This window comes from Thiomonas sp. TH-17, assembly GCF_057473305.1.
In genome coordinates this window covers 1-21553 of record NZ_JBYCKI010000022.1, presented here as the reverse complement: position 1 = coordinate 21553, position 21553 = coordinate 1, and the positions used below count along the sequence as shown (strand labels likewise).

21 protein-coding genes and 1 tRNA gene are annotated in these 21553 nt (G+C 64.3%); 14 read left to right on the top strand and 8 right to left on the bottom strand.

The features are described 5' to 3' along the window. Nucleotides 1–215: 215 nt before the first annotated feature. The 6 genes from infC to AC2VLV_RS01665 all read right to left on the bottom strand — a co-directional run bounded on the left by infC (nucleotide 216) and on the right by AC2VLV_RS01665 (nucleotide 6470). Nucleotides 216–761, bottom strand: coding sequence for a translation initiation factor IF-3 (gene infC / locus AC2VLV_RS01690; RefSeq protein ID WP_486988356.1), 546 nt, complete (start codon nucleotides 759–761; stop codon nucleotides 216–218). Between the two features lie 51 nt (nucleotides 762–812). Further along, a complete protein-coding gene (gene thrS, locus AC2VLV_RS01685) occupies nucleotides 813–2732 on the bottom strand; it encodes a threonine--tRNA ligase (RefSeq protein WP_486988353.1) in 1920 nt (639 codons plus the stop codon). Between the two features lie 144 nt (nucleotides 2733–2876). Further along, nucleotides 2877–2953 (bottom strand) — tRNA-Val (locus AC2VLV_RS01680). A 47-nt stretch (nucleotides 2954–3000) separates the two neighbouring features. Continuing rightward, a complete protein-coding gene (locus tag AC2VLV_RS01675; RefSeq protein WP_486988352.1) occupies nucleotides 3001–5202 on the bottom strand; it encodes a RelA/SpoT family protein in 2202 nt (733 codons plus the stop codon). Then, nucleotides 5199–6065 (bottom strand): alpha/beta fold hydrolase, encoded by an 867-nt coding sequence (locus AC2VLV_RS01670; protein ID WP_486988351.1) that lies wholly within the window; start codon nucleotides 6063–6065, stop codon nucleotides 5199–5201. Before AC2VLV_RS01670 ends, AC2VLV_RS01675 begins: the two co-directional genes overlap by 4 nt. A gap of 63 nt (nucleotides 6066–6128) precedes the next feature. After that, nucleotides 6129–6470, bottom strand: a complete 342-nt coding sequence (locus AC2VLV_RS01665) for a transglutaminase (protein WP_486988355.1) — start codon at nucleotides 6468–6470, stop codon at nucleotides 6129–6131. Nucleotides 6471–6634: 164 nt separating this feature from the next. Between AC2VLV_RS01665 and ompR the strand changes: the two genes are divergently transcribed. Together ompR and AC2VLV_RS01655 are read left to right on the top strand one after the other, a co-directional pair. Continuing rightward, complete coding sequence (ompR, locus tag AC2VLV_RS01660) at nucleotides 6635–7363, top strand: osmolarity response regulator transcription factor OmpR (protein ID WP_013105699.1); 729 nt, start codon at nucleotides 6635–6637, stop codon at nucleotides 7361–7363. 97 nt (nucleotides 7364–7460) lie between these two features. Beyond that, nucleotides 7461–8807 (top strand): ATP-binding protein, encoded by a 1347-nt coding sequence (locus AC2VLV_RS01655; RefSeq protein ID WP_486988350.1) that lies wholly within the window; start codon nucleotides 7461–7463, stop codon nucleotides 8805–8807. 18 nt (nucleotides 8808–8825) lie between these two features. On the opposite strand, the gene AC2VLV_RS01650 is transcribed toward AC2VLV_RS01655, so the two are convergent. Beyond that, the gene (locus tag AC2VLV_RS01650) at nucleotides 8826–9785 is read right to left on the bottom strand and encodes an asparaginase (RefSeq protein WP_486988349.1); all 960 of its coding nucleotides are present in this window, start codon (nucleotides 9783–9785) and stop codon (nucleotides 8826–8828) included. 187 nt (nucleotides 9786–9972) lie between these two features. Between AC2VLV_RS01650 and lexA the strand changes: the two genes are divergently transcribed. Continuing rightward, on the top strand, nucleotides 9973–10692 hold the full coding sequence (lexA, locus tag AC2VLV_RS01645) for a transcriptional repressor LexA (protein ID WP_486988354.1): 720 nt from the start codon (nucleotides 9973–9975) through the stop codon (nucleotides 10690–10692). A gap of 47 nt (nucleotides 10693–10739) precedes the next feature. Here lexA and AC2VLV_RS01640 read toward each other — a convergent pair whose 3' ends face one another. After that, entirely contained in the window at nucleotides 10740–11384 is a 645-nt protein-coding gene (locus tag AC2VLV_RS01640; protein ID WP_486988348.1) for a DedA family protein, read from the bottom strand. Nucleotides 11385–11594: 210 nt separating this feature from the next. Between AC2VLV_RS01640 and mutL the strand changes: the two genes are divergently transcribed. The 11 genes from mutL to AC2VLV_RS01585 all read left to right on the top strand — a co-directional run. Continuing rightward, nucleotides 11595–13439 (top strand): DNA mismatch repair endonuclease MutL, encoded by a 1845-nt coding sequence (gene mutL / locus AC2VLV_RS01635; protein ID WP_486988347.1) that lies wholly within the window; start codon nucleotides 11595–11597, stop codon nucleotides 13437–13439. Nucleotides 13440–13455: 16 nt separating this feature from the next. Then, complete coding sequence (gene miaA, locus AC2VLV_RS01630) at nucleotides 13456–14385, top strand: tRNA (adenosine(37)-N6)-dimethylallyltransferase MiaA (protein ID WP_486988346.1); 930 nt, start codon at nucleotides 13456–13458, stop codon at nucleotides 14383–14385. A 47-nt stretch (nucleotides 14386–14432) separates the two neighbouring features. After that, nucleotides 14433–15533 (top strand): sensor histidine kinase, encoded by a 1101-nt coding sequence (locus AC2VLV_RS01625; RefSeq protein WP_486988345.1) that lies wholly within the window; start codon nucleotides 14433–14435, stop codon nucleotides 15531–15533. Between the two features lie 13 nt (nucleotides 15534–15546). Then, nucleotides 15547–16182 carry a response regulator gene (locus tag AC2VLV_RS01620; protein WP_486988344.1) on the top strand — a complete coding sequence of 212 codons (636 nt, stop codon included), beginning with the start codon at nucleotides 15547–15549 and terminating at the stop codon, nucleotides 16180–16182. Further along, complete coding sequence (locus AC2VLV_RS01615; RefSeq protein WP_486988343.1) at nucleotides 16179–16319, top strand: hypothetical protein; 141 nt, start codon at nucleotides 16179–16181, stop codon at nucleotides 16317–16319. The genes AC2VLV_RS01620 and AC2VLV_RS01615 overlap by 4 nt, the downstream gene beginning before the upstream one ends. A gap of 3 nt (nucleotides 16320–16322) precedes the next feature. Next, the gene (locus tag AC2VLV_RS01610; RefSeq protein WP_486988342.1) at nucleotides 16323–16700 is read left to right on the top strand and encodes a response regulator; all 378 of its coding nucleotides are present in this window, start codon (nucleotides 16323–16325) and stop codon (nucleotides 16698–16700) included. A 45-nt stretch (nucleotides 16701–16745) separates the two neighbouring features. Further along, entirely contained in the window at nucleotides 16746–17744 is a 999-nt protein-coding gene (locus AC2VLV_RS01605) for a methyl-accepting chemotaxis protein (RefSeq protein ID WP_486988341.1), read from the top strand. 47 nt (nucleotides 17745–17791) lie between these two features. Beyond that, nucleotides 17792–18160, top strand: coding sequence for a response regulator (locus tag AC2VLV_RS01600; protein WP_013105568.1), 369 nt, complete (start codon nucleotides 17792–17794; stop codon nucleotides 18158–18160). A gap of 20 nt (nucleotides 18161–18180) precedes the next feature. Next, nucleotides 18181–18522, top strand: coding sequence for an STAS domain-containing protein (locus AC2VLV_RS01595; RefSeq protein WP_486988340.1), 342 nt, complete (start codon nucleotides 18181–18183; stop codon nucleotides 18520–18522). After that, a complete protein-coding gene (locus tag AC2VLV_RS01590; RefSeq protein WP_486988339.1) occupies nucleotides 18519–20750 on the top strand; it encodes a chemotaxis protein CheA in 2232 nt (743 codons plus the stop codon). The genes AC2VLV_RS01595 and AC2VLV_RS01590 overlap by 4 nt, the downstream gene beginning before the upstream one ends. Nucleotides 20751–20781: 31 nt before the next feature. Next, a partial coding sequence (locus AC2VLV_RS01585; protein WP_486988338.1) for an MCP four helix bundle domain-containing protein occupies nucleotides 20782–21553 on the top strand: 772 nt, incomplete at its 3' end.

Below are 21553 nucleotides of genomic sequence, written 5' to 3'. Positions count from 1 at the left end.
TGATTGCTCCATTAAATATGACATATCCGCAGGCGGTCTGACGATGAACCAGACACTTTCAAGCCCACGCACACGAGTTTTGCGGCATTCGCCCATCTGAGCCAAACACACGCGACTGCAGCTTGCGCCACAGGTTTGTTCACCGCCAAAAAGCAGGAACGCACTTCTCGCCTTTGCTGCACCAGCTCCATTTGAACCAGCGCAGCAAAGGCTGTTTATTTCTTCTTCTTCGGCGAGATGACCATGATCATCTGGCGCCCTTCCAGCTTGGGCATCTGCTCAACCTGGCCGACATCTTCGACATCGGCCTTCACCCGCTCCAGCACGCGCATGCCGATGTCCTGGTGGGTAATTTCACGCCCACGGAAGCGCAGACTCACCTTGCCTTTATCACCTTCTTCCAGAAAACGACGCAGGTTACGCAACTTGATCTGGTAATCGCCATCATCTGTTGCCGGACGGAATTTGACTTCCTTGATCTGGATTTGCTTTTGCTTGGCCCGGGCTTCGTGGTTCTTTTTTTGTTCTTCGTATTTGAACTTGCCGTAATCCATCAAGCGACAGACCGGAGGCGATGCGGTTGGCGCAATTTCCACCAGGTCCACATCATGCTGCTCGGCGAGTCTGAGCGCCTCGGTGAGAGAAACCACTCCGAGCGCCTCGCCCTCAGGCCCGACTAAGCGGAGTTCGGGAAGCGTGATTTCGCGATTCAGACGATGCGCGCGTTTTTCCGGTGTATTACGGCTCTGGAACGTAGCGATGGCTCAAACCTTTCAATTCATTTAGACAAATGTGCTGCCCCAACAGAGTTCTTACTGCTGGGCTGATCCGCGTGACTGCACTTCCTGGGAGAGTTTTTGCGTCAGCGCCTCCAGGGACAGCACCCCGAGGTTGACATTGCCGCGTGCCCGTACCGCAACAGTTGCTGCGTCTCGCTCTTGGTCACCGACCACAAGCAAGTAAGGCACTTTGTTCAATGCATTCTCACGTATTTTATAGTTGATTTTTTCGTTGCGCAAATCCAACTCGACTCTAAAGCCTTGTTTTGTCAGCGCTTGTGCAACAGATCGTGCGTAATTGGCTTGGGCGTCGGTGATGTTCATCACGACGGCCTGAACCGGTGCGAGCCACAGCGGCATGGCGCCAGCATAGTGCTCGATCAGCACGCCGATGAAACGCTCCATCGAGCCGACAATCGCCCGGTGCAGCATGACCGGGCGCACCCGCTGCGAATGCTCGTCGACATACTCAGCATCCAGCCGCTCGGGCATCATGAAGTCGACCTGCATGGTGCCCACTTGCCAGGCGCGGCCGATTGAGTCTTTCATGTGGTATTCAATTTTCGGGCCGTAGAACGCGCCCTCGCCCGGCAACTCCTGCCACGCCACGCCGCAAGCCTGCAAGGCCGCGCGCAACGCGGCCTCGGCTTTGTCCCAAACGGCTTCTTCGCCGATGCGTTTTTCTGGGCGCAAGGCGATTTTCAGTGCAATCTCGGTGAAGCCGAAGTCGGTGTAGACCTGCATGGCCTGCTGGTGAAAGGCCGTTACCTCGGCCTCGATTTGATCTTCGGTGCAAAAAATATGGCCGTCATCCTGCGTGAAGCCGCGCACGCGCAACAGACCGTGCAGCGCGCCAGAGGGCTCGTTACGATGGCATGAGCCAAATTCGCCATAGCGGATGGGCAGATCGCGATAGCTGCGCAGACCTGAATTGAAAATCTGGATATGACCAGGGCAGTTCATCGGCTTTACCGCGAACTGGCGCTTTTCGGACTCAGTGAAAAACATGTTCTCCGAGTAGTTATCCCAGTGGCCAGAGCGCTTCCACAAGCTCACATCGAGAATCTGTGGCCCCTTGACTTCGTGGTAGCCGCTATCGCGATAGACCTGCCTCATGTACTGCTCGACAGCCTGCCACAGCGCCCAGCCTTTGGGATGCCAGAAAGCCAGCCCCGGCGCCTCTTCCTGGAAATGGAACAGGTCGAGTTCCTTGCCCAGCTTGCGGTGGTCGCGCTTTTCCGCCTCGGCCAAGGCGTGCAGGTAGGCGTCCTGATCTTCTTTCTTGGCCCAGGCGGTGCCGTAAATCCGCTGCAATTGCGCGTTGCGATGGTCGCCGCGCCAATAGGCGCCTGCCACCTTCATCAGCTTGAATACCTTCAGCCGCCCAGTCGACGGCACGTGCGGGCCGCGGCAAAGATCGGTGAAAGCCCCTTCGGAATACAACGACACGTCCTCACCCGCAGGAATGCTGGCGATGATTTCGGCTTTGTAATGCTCGCCGAGCGACTTGAAATAGTCGACCGCTTCGTCACGCGGCAGCACTTTGCGGTGCACCGGCTCATCCTTGCGCGCAAGTTCGGCCATGCGCGCCTCGATCTTTTCGAGATCTTCAGGCGTGAAGGGCCGCTTGTAGGCGAAGTCGTAGTAGAAGCCGCGATCGATCACCGGGCCGATGGTCACTTGCGCATCGGGATACAGGTCTTTGACGGCGTAGGCCAGAAGGTGGGCGGTCGAATGCCGAATCACCTCCACCCCCTCGGCATCCTTGTCCGTGACGATGGCTACCTCGGCATCTTGCGAAAGGCGGTAGCTGGTATCGACCAGCTTGCCGTCAACTTTTCCGGCCAAAGCCGCCTTGAACAGCCCGGCGCCTATCGATTGCGCCAGTTCGGCAACCGTCAGCGGGGCTTCGAAAGCACGTTTGGAACCGTCTGGCAGGGTGATTTGAAACATGATGCGTCTCGCTCAAATAAAAAGGTGCGGATGGACCGCACCTTGTCATCGCTATGCACGGGCGTGCGGACCTCTGAAACTCAAGGGGTCTGCAAGCTAGTTCGAAAAGGATGCATGGCGTTTATGAGGAGCTTGGAAAGAATTTGGTAGGCGGTATTGGAATCGAACCAACGACCTCTTGCATGTCAAGCAAGCGCTCTAACCATCTGAGCTAACCGCCTACGAAGCCCGCAATCATAGCACGGCTCTTGTGTACCCAATAACCGAGTTATTTTCTCGAAGCTTTCAGCACGCCGGGCACATCTGCAATGAGCTTGAGCGCGCGTTTGAGTTTGGCGCTATTGGCCAGCTGCACGGTGAACCGCATCTGCGCCAGGTCGCCTACCGAGCGGGTACTCACTGCGATGACGTTGATGCGCTCTTGCGTCAGCACATCGGAAATATCGCGCAGCAATCCTTGCCGATCAGTCGCGCTGACCTCCAGGTCGATCGGATAGAGCGCGCTTGCATCATCTTGACCCGCCCAGGTCACTGCTATGACGCGCTCGGGATGCTGGCGCGCGATATTGCGAAAATTCTGGCAGCTGGCGCGGTGAACCGTCACACCTTTCTCGCGCGTGACAAACCCGCCGATGGCGTCGGGCGGGGCCGGTTTGCAGCAAGCCGCAAGCTGAGTGAGCAGCGAGCCCATGCCCACGACCAGCACCTGCCCGCCCTGCTTTTTGGGGGCTGCGCCGCCGCTGGGAAAAACCAGAGACTCGTCCGCTGCCGAAGTGGCGGGATCGGCGCGCAGGTAAGCCTCGATCTGCCGCTGCGAAAACTCATCTTTGCCGACGCGCTCGAACAGCTCATCGGCGGTGCGAAACCCCAATCCGTCAGCCAGACTCTGCAAGTTGAAGCTGGTCTTTCCCTCGCGTTGCAGCAGGCGCTCGACCTGCGCTCGACCCTTGGCAATCGTCTGCTCCTGGGCGAGTTGATTGAACCAGGCGCGCACTTTGGCGCGCGCCCGAGGGCTGCGCAGATAGCCCAGTTCGGCATTAAGCCAGTCTCGCGATGGACCGCCCTCTTTCGCCGCGACGATCTCCACCGTCTGTCCGCTGCGCAGCGGCGTGGTCAGCGGAATGAGCGCGCCGTCGACGCGCGCACCTCGGCAGCGGTGCCCCAGATCGGTATGCAGCGCATAGGCGAAATCCACTGGCGTGGCGCCTCTGGCCAGCTCAACAATGCGGGCCTGCGGAGTCAGTACGAAGATGCGATCTTCCGCGTCGGGCTCTGCGGCGCGGTCAGCGGAGGGACCCGTCGATGGCGGCGAGTCCCCATCAGCGAGTTCCTGCTGCAGTGCCAGCAGCTGGCGCGCCAGGGCGATGCGCGATTGGTAGTCGCCCGCCTGCGTTTGCCCTTGATAACCTCTGGCGCCAGCCTCTTTGTAGGCCCAGTGCGCCGCGCTACCCTGCTCGGCGTGCGCATGCATGGCGGCAGTACGAATCTGGATTTCAAAAATCTGCCCCGAGTCGGTTCGCACCACGGTGTGCAGCGACTGATAACCGTTGGGCTTGGGCTTGGCGATATAGTCGTCGAACTCGTCGGGCAGCGTGGCCCACATGGCGTGCACCACGCTCAAAGCGGCATAGCAGGCGCTGACGTCGCCGACGATGATGCGCAAGGCCCGCAAGTCCATCACTTGCTCGAACTGCAGATGCTTGCCTTGCATCTTGCGCCAGATGCTGTAGATGTGTTTGGGCCGACCAACCACCTCGGCGGCGATGTGTTGCCGCTGCAATTCCTTCTGCAGCAGGGTGATGGCGGTGCTGATGCCCTGTTCACGCTCGACGCGTCGCTCGTCGAGTTTGCGGGCGATGTCTTTGTAAACCTCGGGCTGCATCAGACGGAAAGACAGGTCTTCCATCTCCCATTTGACCTGCCAGATGCCCAGACGATTCGCCAGCGGCGCATAGACCTCCATGCTTTCGGCCAGAAATGCCGCGGGTGCGGCCCGCTTGGTGCGGGTGAAATATCTGAGGGACTGCAGCCGTGACGCGAGACGCAGCAGGGCGACGCGCAGATCGCGCGAAAAGCCAAGCAGCAGTCGCCGCACTAGTTCGGTGTGCCGACGCCGCAATTCCGCCTCGTCCGGCCCGCCCCGAGCCATGCGGGAAACCTCGACGAGCTTGCGCGTTTCCACCGACAAAGCCGCCAGTGCTACGCCGAAGTGTTTGCTCAGCTGATCTTGCGGATGCGCCAGATGAGGCACCACCAGATTGAGGTAGGCCGCGGCCTGGGCGTCTGCGTCGGCGCCGATTTCGCGCAGGATCGCGCTCACGCCGTCCGCATGCTCCAGTGCGTGCTCGCCGGTTTCGAGCACCACGGTATCGATCAGCGCCAGGGCGTAGGCCCTCGCCTGGTCGATCCGATGGTCTGCGGGCTCCGCCTGGGCGGCGCTACGCACCGCGACGGACTGATTCGGGCTCACGACAGCAAAAAATCGCGCACGATGCCCACCTGGTCGGGTTGCACCAGCGTCGGCGCGTGCCCCACGCCAGCAAGCTCGACCAGATGCGCCTTGGGGCCGCGCAGCGTCATCGCCAGCGCCGTCTGCGCATTGAGAATGTCGGAATCCGCCCCTCTCACGACCAGAGTCGGCGCTGCGATCTGCTCGTAGGCCTGCCAAAGGGCGACTTCGCCTGCGGCTATGGCCTGCGCCGCAGCGGCACTGAAAGGCTGCGAAAGCGCGGGGTCGTAGTGCAAGCGCCAGCCGTCACCGTCCGGGCGCAGCATGGGACGGGTCAGCGCCATCCATTGCTCCGGCGTGTGCGGGCCGAAGCCCAGAGAAATTTCGCGCAGCGAATCGGCCGCCTGTTCGGGGGTGTCGAAGCGCATTTGCCGCCCCACATAGCTGGCGATGCGCATCAACCCTCGCGGATCGAGCGATGGGCCCACATCGTTGAGCACCAGACGGGCAATGGGGCTGTGCTCCATGCCGGCCAGAGCAATACCAATGAGCCCGCCCAGCGAAGTGCCCACCCAGGACACCCGGCGCGCCTTCAGACGCGCCAGCAGGGTGACAAGATCGGCAAGGTATTGCGGCACCTGATACAGCGCTGGGTTGGCCAGCCAGTCCGACTCGCCCCGGCCGGGCAGATCAGGGCACACCACGCGGCGGCCGGATTGCAGCGCCTGCGCCAGCACGTCGAAATCGCGGCCCTGTCGGGTCAGGCCATGAACGCAGACGACGACATCGTCCTGGTCCGGCGCGCCCCATTCCCAATAGGCCAGACGATGCAAACCTCCGGGATGCAGGCATTGCACAGAACAGAGACGAGGCTGATTTTCCACGGCGATCAACAGAGTTTCAGAAGGATCGGCTCATCATACCGATCACTGACCGACTCGAAGGGATCAGTGGTGCGATTTGTGCGTGGCTGAGGGCGACAGCGCGCGCGCCCCCTGAGCCGTGCCCTGAATCTGCTGCCGCAAAATTTGCCGATCATGCAGGCTCAACACATGCGGCTTGACGGGCGTGGAGGCCGCCGGGCTGAGAAACTGCGACGTAGCCAGTCGGCCGTCCGCCACCCTGCCACCCGCCCCTTCGGCCAGGTTGGCCTCCACAGGCCCGGCAACCTGACGCAGCCGCTGCGGCATCAACGCAGCAGACGCTCCCGCCTGGGCCACCGTGCCGACAAGGCAGGCGCCGAGAAGGGAAGTCAGGCGTAATCGACGCCAGGATGGAAGCAAGATCACAGGCAAGGGCGTATCCAAAGTTTGCAAATGAAATTATCGAATCGAATCGACCCGAATCACCTTGCTCTCGCAGTAAACTGTGTAACAAGCCTTAAGCTGACACATCGCTGCAAGGAAGGTTGGCAGCCGGGTCTGCCTTGTTTTCATTCAGAAATGACGCCTCTATGGACCACGAAAAACCGAAGAAGCTGATGGTCGTCGATGACGACGCGCGCATCCGCGACCTGCTGCGTCGCTATCTCTCCCAAGAAGGCTATGAAGTGTTCGTAGCCGAAGACTCCAAGGCGATGTCGCGCATCATGGTGAAAGAGCGCTTCGACCTGATCGTGCTCGACCTGATGCTCCCCGGCGAAGACGGCCTGTCCATCTGCAAGCGTCTGCGCGCCTCCAAAGACCAGACCCCGATCATCATGCTGACGGCCAAGGGCGAAGACGTGGATCGCATCATCGGCCTGGAAGTCGGCGCTGACGATTACCTGCCCAAGCCCTTCAACCCCCGCGAACTCCTCGCCCGCATCAGCGCAGTGCTGCGCCGCCAGCCTTCGCCGGAACTGCCCGGCGCGCCCTCGCGCGAAGACGAAACCGTGGTGTTCGGCCCCTTCAGCCTCGATCTGGCCCGGCGCGAACTCAGCAAAAACGGCGAAGTCATCAGCCTGACCACGGGCGAATTCGCCATGCTCAAGGCGCTGGTGCGCCATCCCCGCCAGCCGCTATCGCGCGACCGGCTGGCCGAGTTGGCCCGCGGCCGCGACTACGAAGCCTTCGACCGCAGCCTTGACGTCGCCATTTCACGCCTGCGCAAGATCATCGAAACCGACGCAGCGCATCCGCGCTACATCCAGACCGTATGGGGCGTGGGCTATGTCTTCGTCCCCGACAACGCCGAAGGCTGATCCGGACAAAGGCCCTGCCCCGCCCGCCCAGACACCGGGGCGGGCTGCGGGCTCAGTCGGCGCCTCTGTGGCTTCCTCTTTCAGTCCATTTTCCCGTATGACGCGCTGGATCAGCGCGCTGTTCGGCCGCCTGTACTGGCGCACCTTTCTGCTCATCGTCTTGCTGGTCAGCGCCAGCCTGGCGACGTGGTTCCAGAGCTTTCGGCTGCTCGAACTCGGCCCCCAGGTCGAGCAGACCTCGCGGCAAATCACCAGCCTGATCGATCTCACGCGCCTGGCGCTGATTCACTCCGACCCGCAATACCGGGTTTCGCTGCTCGACGATCTGGCGAAAAAAGAAGGCATCTACATCTACCCGCGCAGTCCGGGCGATCAGTGGGCGCCCATGAATCATTCCGAATTCACCCGGCGGCTTGAAGTCGCGGTGGACACGCGGCTGAACGAACAGCTCGATTTTGCCGACGTCGTGAATGATCGCCCCGGCTTGTGGATCGGCTTCGAGATCGAAGGCGACCCCTACTGGCTGCTGCTCGACCGCTCCCGAATCGATCCCTCGCTGAGTGAAACCTGGGCAAGCTGGGGCGTTATCGCCACCCTGTTGGCGCTCATTGGCGCGGCGGTCATTGCCAGCTTTGTCAACAAGCCGCTGCGCGATCTGCGCCTGGCCACGGCCCGAGTGGGCGCCGGCAATTACTCGCAGATGCTCGACGAGCTGTCAGGCATGCGCGAAATTCGCGAAGTCAACCGGGGTTTCAACCGCATGGCGCGCAGTCTTCAGGAAGTCGAAGAAGAGCGCGCGCTGATGCTCGCCGGCATTTCGCACGACATCCGCACGCCACTGGCCCGGCTGCGGCTGGAGGCTGAGCTGAGCGTACCCGACGAGCAGGCGCGCGAAAACATCGTCGAAGACATCGAGCAGGCCGACCGCATCATCAGCAAATTTCTTGAATATGCGCGCAGCACCACGCCGAAGATCGAGACGGTGGATCTCAATGCCTTGGTCGACTTTGTGCGCGATCGCTATCAGAAAGACGAGACCGTGGTGCTGCACCTGCAGACACCGCCAGTGCCGCCGGTGCGCGCCAACACCCTGGAGCTGCAACGCGTCGTGGTCAACCTGGTGGAAAACGCCAAGCGTTATGCCTTGACGCCGGGTGAAGTGCACACCGATCTCGACATCAGCCTGCAGTCGGGCATCGACAATGTGCAACTCACCGTGCGCGACCACGGCCCGGGCGTCCCGGCCGATCACCTCGCGCAGCTCACCCGCCCGTTCTTCCGCGGTGACGCGGCAAGAACCTCAGCCAAGGGCACGGGCCTGGGCCTTTCCATCGTGGAAAAAACCATCACCGCCATGGGCGGGCGGCTTGAGCTGAGCAATGCCGAGCCCAGCGGTTTGCAGGTGCAGATCTGGTTGCCCCAAGCCAGCGCCCATTCCGCCTGAGACTTCAAGGCAGATTGTTCATGAAGCGGGGCTTTGGGCGGCTAGTTCCAACAGCAGCCGCACCCGCAGCTTCACCGCATTGAGGCCGTCATCGGCGCCGCCGCGTACCGGGCCGACGCGCGACGCCACTCGAACCCGCACGCCCTGTTGTTCGGCCCAGCGCAGCGCGGCTTCGAGTTCGCGGTGCACCGTGCCGCCCCCGGTGCCGGCAACGACCATCCCGCCCAATCGGGGCTGAAGCGCAGTGCTCGAAATCAGGCAGCACACCAGCGCACTATCGCTACCCGCCGCATTGGTGAGCAACTCCACCCGCGGCCACTCGCCCGCAGCAGGTAGGGGAAATGGCGCTCCGGCCTCGGGCACGGGTTGTCGCCAAAGCCGCAAGGTCTCACCGTCAACCTCACCCAGCGGGCCGCGCTCTCCGGATGAAAACGCTTCCACCGCGTGCGTATTCGCCTTGGTCACATCGCGGGCGGCGTGGACCACGCCGTGCAGCACACAGACCACGCCCAGCCCCCGCGCCGCGGGATGCACGGCCACCCGCACGGCGTCGAGCAGATTCTGCGGGCCGTCGGCGTTCAGCGCGGTGGCTGGACGCATGGCAGCGGTCAGGATCACCGGCTTGTCGGTGTCCAGCACCAGGCGCAGAAAGTAGGCGGTTTCTTCCAGCGTGTCGGTGCCGTGGGTGATGACGCAGGCCTGAATTTGCGGCTGCGCCAGCCAGTAGGTCACGCGTTCGGCCAACTGCGTCCAGACCGCGAAGGTCATGTCCTTGCTGTCGAGATTGGCCACCTGCTCGGTGTGGATTTGAGCCAGGCGGCCGAGCGCCGGCACGCTTTGCAGCAGCGCGTCGACCCCCAAAACCCCGGCGGTGTAACCCGGCAGACTGGGGTCGCCCGTCGCGGCGCCCGCGATCGTGCCCCCCGTTCCCAACACCACAACCTGCGGCAAGGCAGCGCGAGAAAAAGAATCGGTCATGTGTGAATCTCTTTGCAGAAAGACTGTTTTGATTTACAGTGCTGTGAAAATCATCAAGCTGGAAATCTGATCAGGGTATCTTCATGGCGCAAACGATGACATGGCTCGCATGGCGAGTTCGTCCATCGGTCTCGCCCATCAAACTGACTTATTGTGCAACTGCCGGAGCCCACGCATGCGCCGTCTCATCTCGAAACTCACCCCTCGTCAGCAGGAAATTCTCGATCTCATCACCGCCTCCGTGCGCGAACTGGGCTACCCGCCCACCCGGGCCGAAATTGCGGCGCGGCTGGGATTCCGCTCGGCCAATGCGGCAGAAGATCACTTGCAGGCGCTCGCGCGCAAGGGTGTCATTGAACTGACGCCCGGGGCGTCGCGCGGCATTCGCATCACCGAATCGCAGCGCGCCTCGTCCTCGGGGACAACGTCCGGCAAAACGTCGGGCGCCATGGGCTTGCGTGCAAATGGGTTGCGTGCGGACCTATCTCATGGGCTGCAACTCGCGCTGCCCGGCGCCGAACAGCTCTGCCTGCCGCTGGTCGGCCGCGTCGCTGCCGGGCATCCCATCCTCGCGCAAGAGCATATCGAGCAGACGCTCAACGTCGACCCAGGCGCCTTCTCCGTGCGCCCCGACTATCTGCTCAAGGTTCGCGGCATGAGCATGCGCGATGCCGGCATTCTCGACGGCGACATGCTGGCCGTCAAAAGCAGCCAGACCGCGCAGAGCGGGCAGATCGTGGTGGCCCGCATCGGCGATGAGGTCACGGTCAAGCGCCTGCGCCTGCAGGCCGATCACATCGAGCTTCTACCGGCCAACCCCGAGTTCGCACCCATCCGCGTCGATGCCAGTCAGTCCTTCGCCATCGAGGGGCTCGCTGTCGGACTGCTGCGCGGCAAGCTGCAATGAAGCTCTCAGCACGCGCTACCGGAAAGTCCGGCAAGTAGTCGTGTCCGTCAGACCGCCGACACCTGCCGACGTGATTTCCACCAGCCCCACACCGCGGGAAGCAACGACAGCACGATGATGGCGATGGTCATGACACCCAAGTTGTGCTTGATCCACGGAATATTGCCGAACAGATAACCCGCCATGACCAGCAGCCCCACCCAGAGCGTGGCGCCCAGCATGTTGTAGGCCAGAAACTTGCCATACGACATCTCGGCCACGCCCGCCACAAACGGGGCGAAGGTACGAATGAAGGGCATGAACCGCGCGGCCACGATGGTGATGCCGCCATATTTCTCGTAAAAGGCATGCGCCTTGTCGAAGGCGCGACGGTTGAACCAGCGTGAGTCCGGCCACGAAAAAACCTTATGGCCGATGGCCTTGCCGATCTGGTAATTGAGGCTATCGCCCAGCACGGCGCCGAGCCAGAGCACGGCCATCACGCCCGGCAGGCTGAGCGCCCCGGTGGCCGCAAACGCGCCCACCACGAACAGCATGGAATCGCCAGGCAGAAACGGCATGATGACCAGCCCGGTTTCGACGAACACGATGCCGAAGAGCAGCCCGTACACCCAGGGGCCATACGCCGCGATGAACTGCGCCAGATGCACGTCGAAGTGCAGAATGAGGTCGATGAGAGCGTGGGGATCCATGCGGTTTGGGCTGAAAGCCGGAAGAGAGCCTTTGAAAGGCCGAAGACGCAGATGCTGCGCCAGAAGACTGAGCCGGGACTGAGCACCCCGGGTTGCGGACAGCCCGAAAAGTATACTGACCTGACTTGTCGTTTCTCCTGCCTCCAGGCCCCTCAACGAGGGGACGGCCGCCGCCATGCTGCGGCCTCGCGTCCTTACAGTATCCCTGCCTTGCTGCAACCCCAACGCCCGATTCGTCCGCTGCCGGACGTGCTCATCAGCCAGATTGCCGCCGGCGAAGTCATCGAGCGCCCGGCTTCGGCCTTGCGCGAACTGCTCGACAACGCCATCGATTCGGGCGCCAGCGCCCTCACCGTGCGCCTCGAACAGGGCGGGCTGGGCAGCGTGCAGGTCGAAGACGATGGTTGCGGCATTCCGGCAGAAGAGCTGCCGCTGGCGCTACTTCGCCACGCCACCAGCAAGATCACCGATCTCGACGAATTGCACCACGCCGCGCATCTGGGTTTTCGCGGCGAAGCGCTCGCGGCCATGGCCGCCGTGGCCGAAATCGAGATCATCAGCCGCCGCGCCGGAGCCGATGGCGCGCGCATTCACGCCAGCGCAGGCCAGGTCGCCGCGGTGCAACCCACAGCGGCGCAGCAGGGCACCCGCGTGACCTTGCGGCAGTTGTTTTTCAACCTGCCGGCGCGCCGCAAGTTTCTCAAGTCGCCACAGACCGAATATGCCTGGTGCGCCGACGTGTTCAAGCGCGCCGCCATCGCCCATCCCCAGATCGCCCTGCGGCTTTGGCATGACGGGCAGCTCAAGCTGCAATTCGAGCGCGACCCTTCGCCGCACGGGCTCGACCGCCTCGCCGCCGTGCTGGGAGAATCCTTCAGCGCGCACGCCCTGCTCGTCTCCGCCCAGATCGGCCCGCTCGCCGTACGCGGGCTGATCTGCAAGCCCACCGCGGCGCGCGCCCGTGCCGATGTCCATCACATCATTGTCAACAACCGCTGGGTACGCGACCGCACCGTGGCCCACGGCGTGCGCGCCGCCTACGCCGATGTGCTGCACGGCGCCTTGCAGCCGCAGTACGCCCTGCTGCTCGATCTGCCGTCTGATCTGGTCGATGTGAATGTGCATCCGGCCAAATCGGAAGTCCGGTTCCGCGACAGCTCCGCCGTGCATCAGGCCGTGCGCCATGCCGTCGAGCAGGTGCTCGCCCGGGTGGTCGGTGAAGCGTCTTCTTCGCATCCCGCCACACCGCCCGCCGCGTGGGAAAGACCGTCATCCTCCGCCCTGCCCGCGACGGCCGCGCTTCCCTTCGGCATGGCGAGGTCGAGCCCTAGCCCGATCCCCTGGGATGCTCTCGCGCGCGCCTATTCCCCCTTGACGACTGCGGACGCTCCGCCCGTGCAGGCGCGCGACAGCGCCGCACCGCGCCCCTATGCGCAAGCCACCGACCTGGCCGCCGCGCAGCCTGACGACTTTCCCCTCGGCTTCGCCCTGGCGCAGCTTCTGGGCATCTACATCCTTGCGCAGAACCGCCACGGGCTGGTGATCGTGGACATGCACGCGGCGCACGAGCGCATCGTGTACGAACGGCTGAAAGCTGCGCAACAGGCCGATGCGCCGGTGGCCGTGCAACCCTTGCTGATCCCGGCCGCGTTCGCCGCGAGCGATGCCGAAATGGGCGCGGCGGAAGATCATGCCGATGCCCTGCGCTCGCTCGGCGTCGAGCTCGACCGGGCCGGCCCCAGCAGCCTGGTGGTGCGCGCCACGCCCACGCTGCTGGCGCACGCCGACCCCATTCGCCTGGCTCGCGGCTTGCTGGCCGATCTCATTTCGCAAGGTACCAGCAGCCGCCTTCAGGAGCGGCGCAACGCCCTGCTCTCCAGCATGGCCTGCCACGGCGCGGTGCGCGCCAACCGCCAGCTCACGCTCGCAGAAATGAACGCGTTGCTGCGCGATATGGAGCGCACCGAACGCGCCGACCAGTGCAACCACGGCCGCCCCACCTGGCGGCAGATCGACCTGGCCGACCTCGACGCCCTGTTCCTGCGTGGTCGCTGAAGCCGCAACACAAGCCGTGACGCAGCAAACTACCCAGCCCGTTCTCTGCCTCGTCGGTCCGACCGCCAGCGGCAAGACCGCCGCGGCCCTGCAACTCGTCCAGCAGGCCCGGCAGCACGGCGAAACCGTGGAACTCATCAGCATGGACTCGGCGCTGGTCTATCGCGGCATGGACATCGGCACCGCCAAGCCCGGTCTTGAGGAGCGCACCCAGGCCGTGCACCACCTGCTCGACATCCTCGACCCGGCGCAAAGCTACAGCGCGGCGCAATTCGCTGCGGATGCGCGTCGGCTGATCCAGGAAATCCGCCAGCGCGGCGCCCAGCCTTTGATCGTCGGCGGAACCCTGCTCTACCTCAAGGCACTGCAGTCCGGCCTGTCCGAACTGCCGCAGGCCGACCCAGCCGTGCGCGCCGAACTCGACGCCGAGGCCGCCCGCCTCGGCTGGCCCGCGCTGCACGCCCGGCTGGCCGAAGTCGATCCGGTCACTGCCGCCCGCCTTGCGCCGGGCGACGCCCAGCGCGTCCAGCGCGCGCTGGAAGTGTGGCAACTCAGCGGTCGGCCCCTCTCCGCGCATCTGGCCGCCGGGCGCGCGGATGACGACCCCTTGCCCCTGCGCATCCTCTCGCTGGAACCCTCCGACCGCAGCGTGCTGCACGCGCGCATCGCCCAACGCTTCGAGCAGATGCTGGCCTCCGGTTTTCTTGACGAAGTGCGCGCGCTACGCCAGCGCGGCGACCTCAGCCCCGCGCTGCCCTCGATCCGCGCCGTGGGCTACCGCCAAGCCTGGCATTATCTGGATGGCGACATCAGCGCCGAGCAGTTCCGCGAGCAGGCCATCGCCGCCACGCGCCAACTCGCCAAACGCCAGCTCACCTGGCTGCGCTCCATGCCCCAACGGCAGATTTACGACTGTCTCGAACCGCTGAGAATTCAAGTTTTCTGAGGGCGCGCCGTTAAGTGGAATGTAAATTCCACTCCTGGCTGCCCTCCGTGCCCCCGTTCCAAACCCCTCCTCCGCCAGTTCAAGACCTGTCTATAGGCGATACGCCCTGGGCCGCGCATCCGCTCTCCGGCTTCGGTCTGGTGTTCCAGCTCAGCCAGCGCGCCGGGCAGTTGCAATTCACCCAGGCCAGTGAATCGGCGCAAATGGTCTGCGGCCTGAGCGCGCAGGCGCTGCTGCGGTCGAGCACGACCTTCGTCGGGCGGATTCATGCCGCCGACCAGGCCGATTTCCACGCCTCGCTGCAGGCCAGCGCCCTGCACGGCGAACCGTGGAACTGGGAAGGCCGCATCCTCACCGAGGGCGAGATCAAGTGGATCAACATCCGCGCCGCGGTGAAGCAACTTGGCACTGCTCAAGTGCAGTGGAACGGCATCATGATCAACATCAGCCATGCCCGCCGCCGCGAGTCTGATCTGCGCGACATGGCCGCGCACATGGAGCGCGCCCGCGAGCAGGAACGCGCACGCCTCGCCCGCGACATGCACGACGAGCTCGGCCAGTTGCTCACCGCGCTGAAAATGGACATCAGCCTGCTGCGCCGACGCCTCGGGCCCGACGACGTCCAGCTCAACAGCATGACCCATCTGGTGGACGCCGCCACCGCCGCCGGCCGTCGCGTGGCGGCCCAGCTCAGGCCCGCCGTGCTCGATCTCGGGCTGAGCGACGGCCTGCACTGGCTGGCCGAGGAGTTCAGCCAGCGCTATGACATTCCGGTGTCGCACCAGATCGAGAGCGCCGGAGAGCTCGACGACCTCACCGCCATCCAGATCTTCCGCATCGCGCAGGAAGCCTTCACCAATATCGCCCGCCACGCGCAGGCCAAATCCGTTCGGCTCACCCTGGCCCGCACACCCGGGCTGATCGCGCTCGACATCGTCGATGACGGGCTGGGCTTCACTCCGGCCACGCAGACCAGCGAAAACTCCTTTGGTTTGCGCGGCATGCGCGAGCGCGCCCATCTGCTCGGCGGCACGCTCGATTGCGCCAGCGTGCCCAACCACGGCACCACCCTGCGCCTGCGCGTGCCCTGCGGCGAACGCGGCACATCTGCCGACGCGCCGGCTTCCGGCAAACCCATCTCCGCCTGAGGCGAGGCCACAAATGGACGCCGCCCGCGTGCTCATCGTTGACGACCACGCCCTCGTGGGCGCCGGGCTCGTGCGCATGCTCGAAGCCGAGGGGCTGCAGCCGCACTGGTGCGGCGACACCGCCGCAGCGCTAGACGCCCTGCGCGAAGCCGCCTGGCAGGTCGTGCTGCTCGACGTGTCTCTGCCCGGCGGCGACGGCCTCGATCTGCTCAAGCGCATCAAGGCCACGCACCCCCGCCTGCCCGTGCTCATGCTCAGCATGCATGCCGAGCAGTTGTTCGCCCTGCGCGCACTGCGCGGCGGCGCGGCCGGCTATCTCACCAAAGACAGCGCGCCCGATGTATTGCTCGACGCCATCCGCGCGGCCACCCAAGGCAAGCGCTACCTCACCGCCACCGTCGCCGAGCAGTTGGCGCATCACTTCCAAGACGGCGCCGCCGCCGATGCCCCCGCACATCAAACCCTGAGCGACCGCGAGCTGCAGGTGCTGCGGCGTGTCGGTGCCGGGCGCACCGTGGGCGAAGTGGCGCAGGAACTGCACCTGAGCGTCAAGACCGTCAGCGCGCACAAGACCCGCCTGATGCAGAAGATGCGCCTCGAGCGCGACGCCGATCTGGTGCGCTACGTCCTCGACCATGAATTGGCATGAACAACGCCGCCCGGGTCAGAAATTTCCGACAGATCAACGCGCCCTTGTCTCAGTCTTCAAACCGCTCGCGGCCGATGTTCGCCACGCGACCGCAGGCCAACAATGCCCCCACACATTCTGAATTCTCTGAAAGCTGAGTCATGCAACTGATGGTGGTCGACGATTCTGCAATGGTGCGCGAGCGCCTGGCCGGCCTGCTCTGCGGCATTGACGGGGTGCAAGCCGTGCTGCAGGCCGATTGCGGGCAGCAGGCGATGGAGCTGTTGCGGCAAGACACCGCAGGCGCCGTGCGCTTCATCGTGCTCGACATCGAAATGCCCGGCGAGAGCGGGCTGCAAGTCTTGCAGCGCATCAAGGCTAGCCGGGGCGATATCTGCGTGGCGATGTTCACCCAGCACGCCAACTCGCAGCACCGCGCCCGCGGCCTCGATGGAGGCGCCGACTATTTCTTCGACAAAAGCTCCGACATCGATCGGCTCGAAACCCTGGTGCGGCAACTGGCCGCGCAGCCCCATTGAACCTCCCTGCAACCCAAGCTCCCCGCCACCCGCGTTGACTCCGCCATGACCCAAGACGCCACGACCTCCCCTCCCGCCCTGCAGAACAGCGATGCCGCGCAGCAGATCGACGCCCTCTGCACTCAGGCCTTGCCCGTGCTCGGCCAACAGATCGACGCCGGACGCGCGCAGATGGAGACCGCCATTCTGGCCTTGAGTCAGCGTTTCTCCAGCCTGCACAGCCGCCTGGAAAGCGCCGTGAAGGCGTCGCAACACGCCGCCGCCGGCATGGATGGCGGCGAAGGCGTGGTGGCGGTATTCCGCCGCAGCGAAGGCGAACTCGGCGCCGTGCTCGAGCAGTTGCGCACCGCGCTGGACAAGCGCGCCGCCATGGTCAGCGAAGTGCTGGGCATGTCGCGCTACACCGAGGCGCTGGAGAAGATGGCAGCGGAGGTGGCCGCGCTCGCCGCCAAGACCAATCTGCTCGCGCTCAATGCGGCCATTGAAGCCGCGCGGGCTGGCGAAAACGGCCGCGGCTTCGCGGTGGTGGCCGACGAAGTGCGCAAGCTCTCGGCCCAATCGCGCGATACCGGGCGCAAGATGGGCGAGCAGGTGAAGATCATCACCGGCGCCATCCAGACGCTCACCCGCTCGGCCGGGCAGTCGCAAACCGAGGAGCAGCAGTTCCTCACCCAATCCGAATCGTCCATCGATCAGGTGCTCGCCCGCCTGCGCGATGTGGCCACGGGGCTGTCTGATTCGTCCGACCTGCTGCAGCGTGAAAGCAGCGGCATCCGCGAAGAGATCGGCGATGTGCTGGTGTCGCTGCAGTTCCAGGACCGGGTCAGCCAGATTCTCACCCACAGCCGCGACAGCCTCGACGCGCTGGTGGTCGAACTGCAGAGCTATCAGTCGCGCCGCGCCAGCAACCCCGAAGTCGCGCTCGACGCCCCCGCCTTCATGCAGCGCATCGCCAACGGCTACACCACGCAAGAGCAGCGCCTCAACCACGGCGGCCAGTCCACGGTGGACGCACAAGACGGCGGCGACATCACCTTTTTCTGAATCCAGCAAACCCTTCTTTCGATCCCCTCATTCAAAAGCACATTGCCATGGCCAAAACCATTCTCATCGTCGACGACTCCGCCTCACTGCGTCAGGTGGTCAACATCGCCCTTGCCAGCGCGGGCTACGAAGTCATTGAAGCCGTTGATGGCGTGGACGCACTGACCAAGCTCGACGGTCGCAAGATCCACCTCATCATCAGCGACGTGAACATGCCCAATATGGACGGCATCACCCTGGTGAAAGAGATCAAGCAGAAGGCCGACTACAAGTTCACGCCCATCATCATGCTCACCACCGAAAGCCAGGATGACATGAAGGCGCAAGGCCAGGCCGCCGGCGCGCGCGCCTGGGTGGTCAAGCCCTTCCAGCCGGCGCAGATGCTGGCCGCCGTATCCAAACTCATCGCACCCTGAACCCCGCCAGAGGAGACGCCGTGGACATCATCCCCCATCAAGCCGGCCCGGCCTGCAGCGTGACGCTGCAAGGCGCGCTCGACATCTATGCCGCCGCCGAGGTGCGCACCCGGCTGGCCGAACTGATCGGCCAGCATCCCCTGGTCGAACTGCAGTTGGCCGCGGTCGACGAGATCGACGCCTCCGGCGTGCAAATTCTGCTGGCCGCCAAGCAGCAAGCCAGCAATCTGGAGCACAGCCTCAAGCTCAGCGGGCACAGCCCCGCCGTCATCGACGCGCTCGAACTCTGCGGTCTGCTGGCCTATTTCGGCGACCCGGTGGTCGAGTTCGGCCACACCACGCCCCCCAAGGAGCACGCATGAGTTTCGAACAACAGATGCAGCAGGCCATGCGCTCCTTCATCGTCGAGGCGCAGGAACTGCTCGAAGGCATGGAACGAGGCCTGATGGAACTCGACCAGCCCCAGGGCAACCCGGAGGTGCAGGACGATGGCGAGCGCATCAACGCCCTGTTCCGCGCGGCCCACACCATCAAGGGCTCGGCCGGGCTGTTCGGCCTCGACGGCATCGTGCGCTTCACCCATCACCTGGAGAGCGTGCTCGACCAGATGCGTGCTGGCAAACTCGCCGTCACCCCCGAGCTGGTGGCCTTGCTGCTGCAGGGGCGCGATCATCTCGCGCAACTGATCGACCAGATCGACAGCCAAGGCGCCTGCATCGCCGACACCCCGGAAGAACAGGCGCTGGTCGCCCGGCTGCAGGTCGCGCAGCAGCCCGCAGGCGGTGCGCTGGTCGTGGCCCATCAAAGCCCCCTCGCACGAGGCTCCGCCTCGGAAGAAGCCGTTCCCGTCACCGTGGTCGCGCACGGATCGGCGCTGACGCCGTCGTGGCACCTCTCGCTGCGCTTCGGTGCCGACAGTCTGCGCAACGGCATGGACCCGTTGGCCTTCATCCGCTATCTGCGCGGGCTGGGCGAGATCGTCGGCCTCGTGACGCTGACCGACGCCCTGCCCCCGCTCGACGCGATGGACGCCGAGACCAGCTATCTCGGCTTCGAGATCAACTTCAAGAGCGAGGCCAGCAAGGAAGACATCGCTGCGGTGTTCGAGTTCGTGCAGGAAGACAGCACCATCCGCATCCTGCCCGCGCACAGCCGCATTGCCGACTATGTGCAGCTCATTCGCAGTCTGCCCGAAGACGATTTGCGGCTGGGCGACATTCTGGTGCAGATCGGCACGCTCACGCAGAAGGAATTGAGCGACGCGCTCAGCGCGCAACACGACGCGCAGGCCACCGGCGTACCCGCCGCCCCCTTGGGCGAAATTCTGGTGCGCGAAGGGGCCACGCACCAGCCCATCGTGCAGGCCGCGCTCGACAAACAGAAGCAGATCAAAGAGAAACGCAGCCGCGACAACCAGATGCTGCGCGTGGCCGCCGACAAGCTCGATGCCCTGATCAACCTGGTGGGCGAACTCGTCATCGCCAGCGCCGGCAATGCGCTGCATGCGCAGAACGCCACACAGCTCGAAGCCGCAGCCCAAGTCACCCGTCTGGTGGAGGACATCCGCGAACGGGCGCTGAAGCTGCGCATGGTCGAAATCGGCGAAACCTTCGCCCGCTTCCAGCGCGTGGTACGCGACGTGTCGCGCGAGCTCGGCAAAGACATCGCCCTGGTCATCGAGGGCGCCGATACCGAGATGGACAAGACTCTGGTCGAGCGCATCGCCGACCCGCTGATGCACCTGGTGCGCAACTCGATGGATCACGGCATCGAGTCGCCCGAAGTGCGCACCGCACGCGGCAAACCCGCCCAGGGCACGCTCAAACTGGCCGCCCGACACGACTCGGGCAGCATTCTCATCACCGTCTCAGACGACGGCGGCGGGCTGAACCGCGAGCGCATTCTCGCCAAGGCCATCGAGCGCGGGCTGATTTCGACTGAGGCCGCCGCCGCCCTGCCCGACGCCGAGGTGTGGGCGCTGATTTTCGAGCCCGGCTTCTCCACCGCCGACGCCGTCACCGATCTGTCGGGCCGCGGCGTGGGCATGGACGTGGTCAAACGCAATATCGAAGCCATTCGCGGCAGCATCGACATCCAGAGCACTGCGGGCCAAGGCACGCAGATGCACCTGCGCCTGCCCTTGACGCTCGCCATCATCGACGGCTTTCTGGTGCAGGCCGCCGGGCGCACCTTCGTGCTGCCGCTCGACGCTGTGATCGAGTGCATGGAGTTTGCACCCACCCAGCCGCAGCAAGGCTATATCAACCTGCGCGGCGAAGTGCTGCCCCTATTGCATCTGCGCGAACAGCTCGGTTTGGTGGACTCTGCTGCTGAATCGCCGAACAGCCGCAGCAATGTGGTGGTCGCGCAAATCGCCGGGCACCGTGCCGGCATCGTCGTCGATGCCCTGCTTGGCGAATATCAGACCGTCATCAAGCCGCTGGGCGCGCTGTTCGCCCACCTGCAAGGCATCAGCGGCTCGACCATTCTGGGCAACGGCGAAGTGGCCCTCATTCTCGACGCCGCGCCCCTGATCAGCCGCGCCAGCCGCAGCGCACAGGGCCGCCAGGCCCCGGCACTGAGCAACTGAACCGCCTTCAACACCGCACACAGAGTCCTCCATGTTCAACAACCTTCGCATCGGCTCCCGCCTCAGTCTCGCCTTCGGCCTGCTCATCGTTCTTCTGCTCGTCAACGCGGCGTTCGGGCTGTACGAAGCCTCCCGCATTCAGGGCCATATGCAGCTCGTGGTGAAGAACCGTCTCGCCAAAGAGCGTGCCGTCACCACCATCGCCAACAGCAACCAGAACACCACACGCGTCATGCTGCGCAGCCTGCTGGCGCAGCAGTTCAGCGATGCCGATCTTTCGGTGATCACTGAGCAGCGCGCAGCCACCGAAGCGGCGTTCAAGACTTTGGAATCTCTGCAGCCCACCCCGCAACTGCAGGCCCGGCTCGACAGCCTGCGCGCCACCATCGAAAAAGGACGCAAGGCGCAACAGACCGCCATTCCTGAAATGCAGCAAAGCAACTTCGGCACCGCTGCGGCCGACTACCTCAAATCCGGCTTGATCGTGGTACGCGAGGTTCGCCAGGAAACCGCGGCCATCGAGACGATGTTGCGGGGTCAGACCGATGCGCTTTACGCCCAGAGCGAGTCCGATTTCGTCGCTGCCCGCAATGCCAGCATCGGCCTGGCTGCACTCGCTCTGCTGCTGGCCGTCGCCGCCGCTTGGCTCATCACCCGCTCCATCACCCGTCCCTTGAGCGAAGCCGTCTCTGTCGCGCAGCGCGTGGCCGAAGGCGATCTGTCGGTGCGGGTGGCTTCCCGCCCGGCGCAGAGCCGCCTCAAGGCGGGCGGCGCCCCCTCGGGGGGCAGCGAGCGCGAAGCGC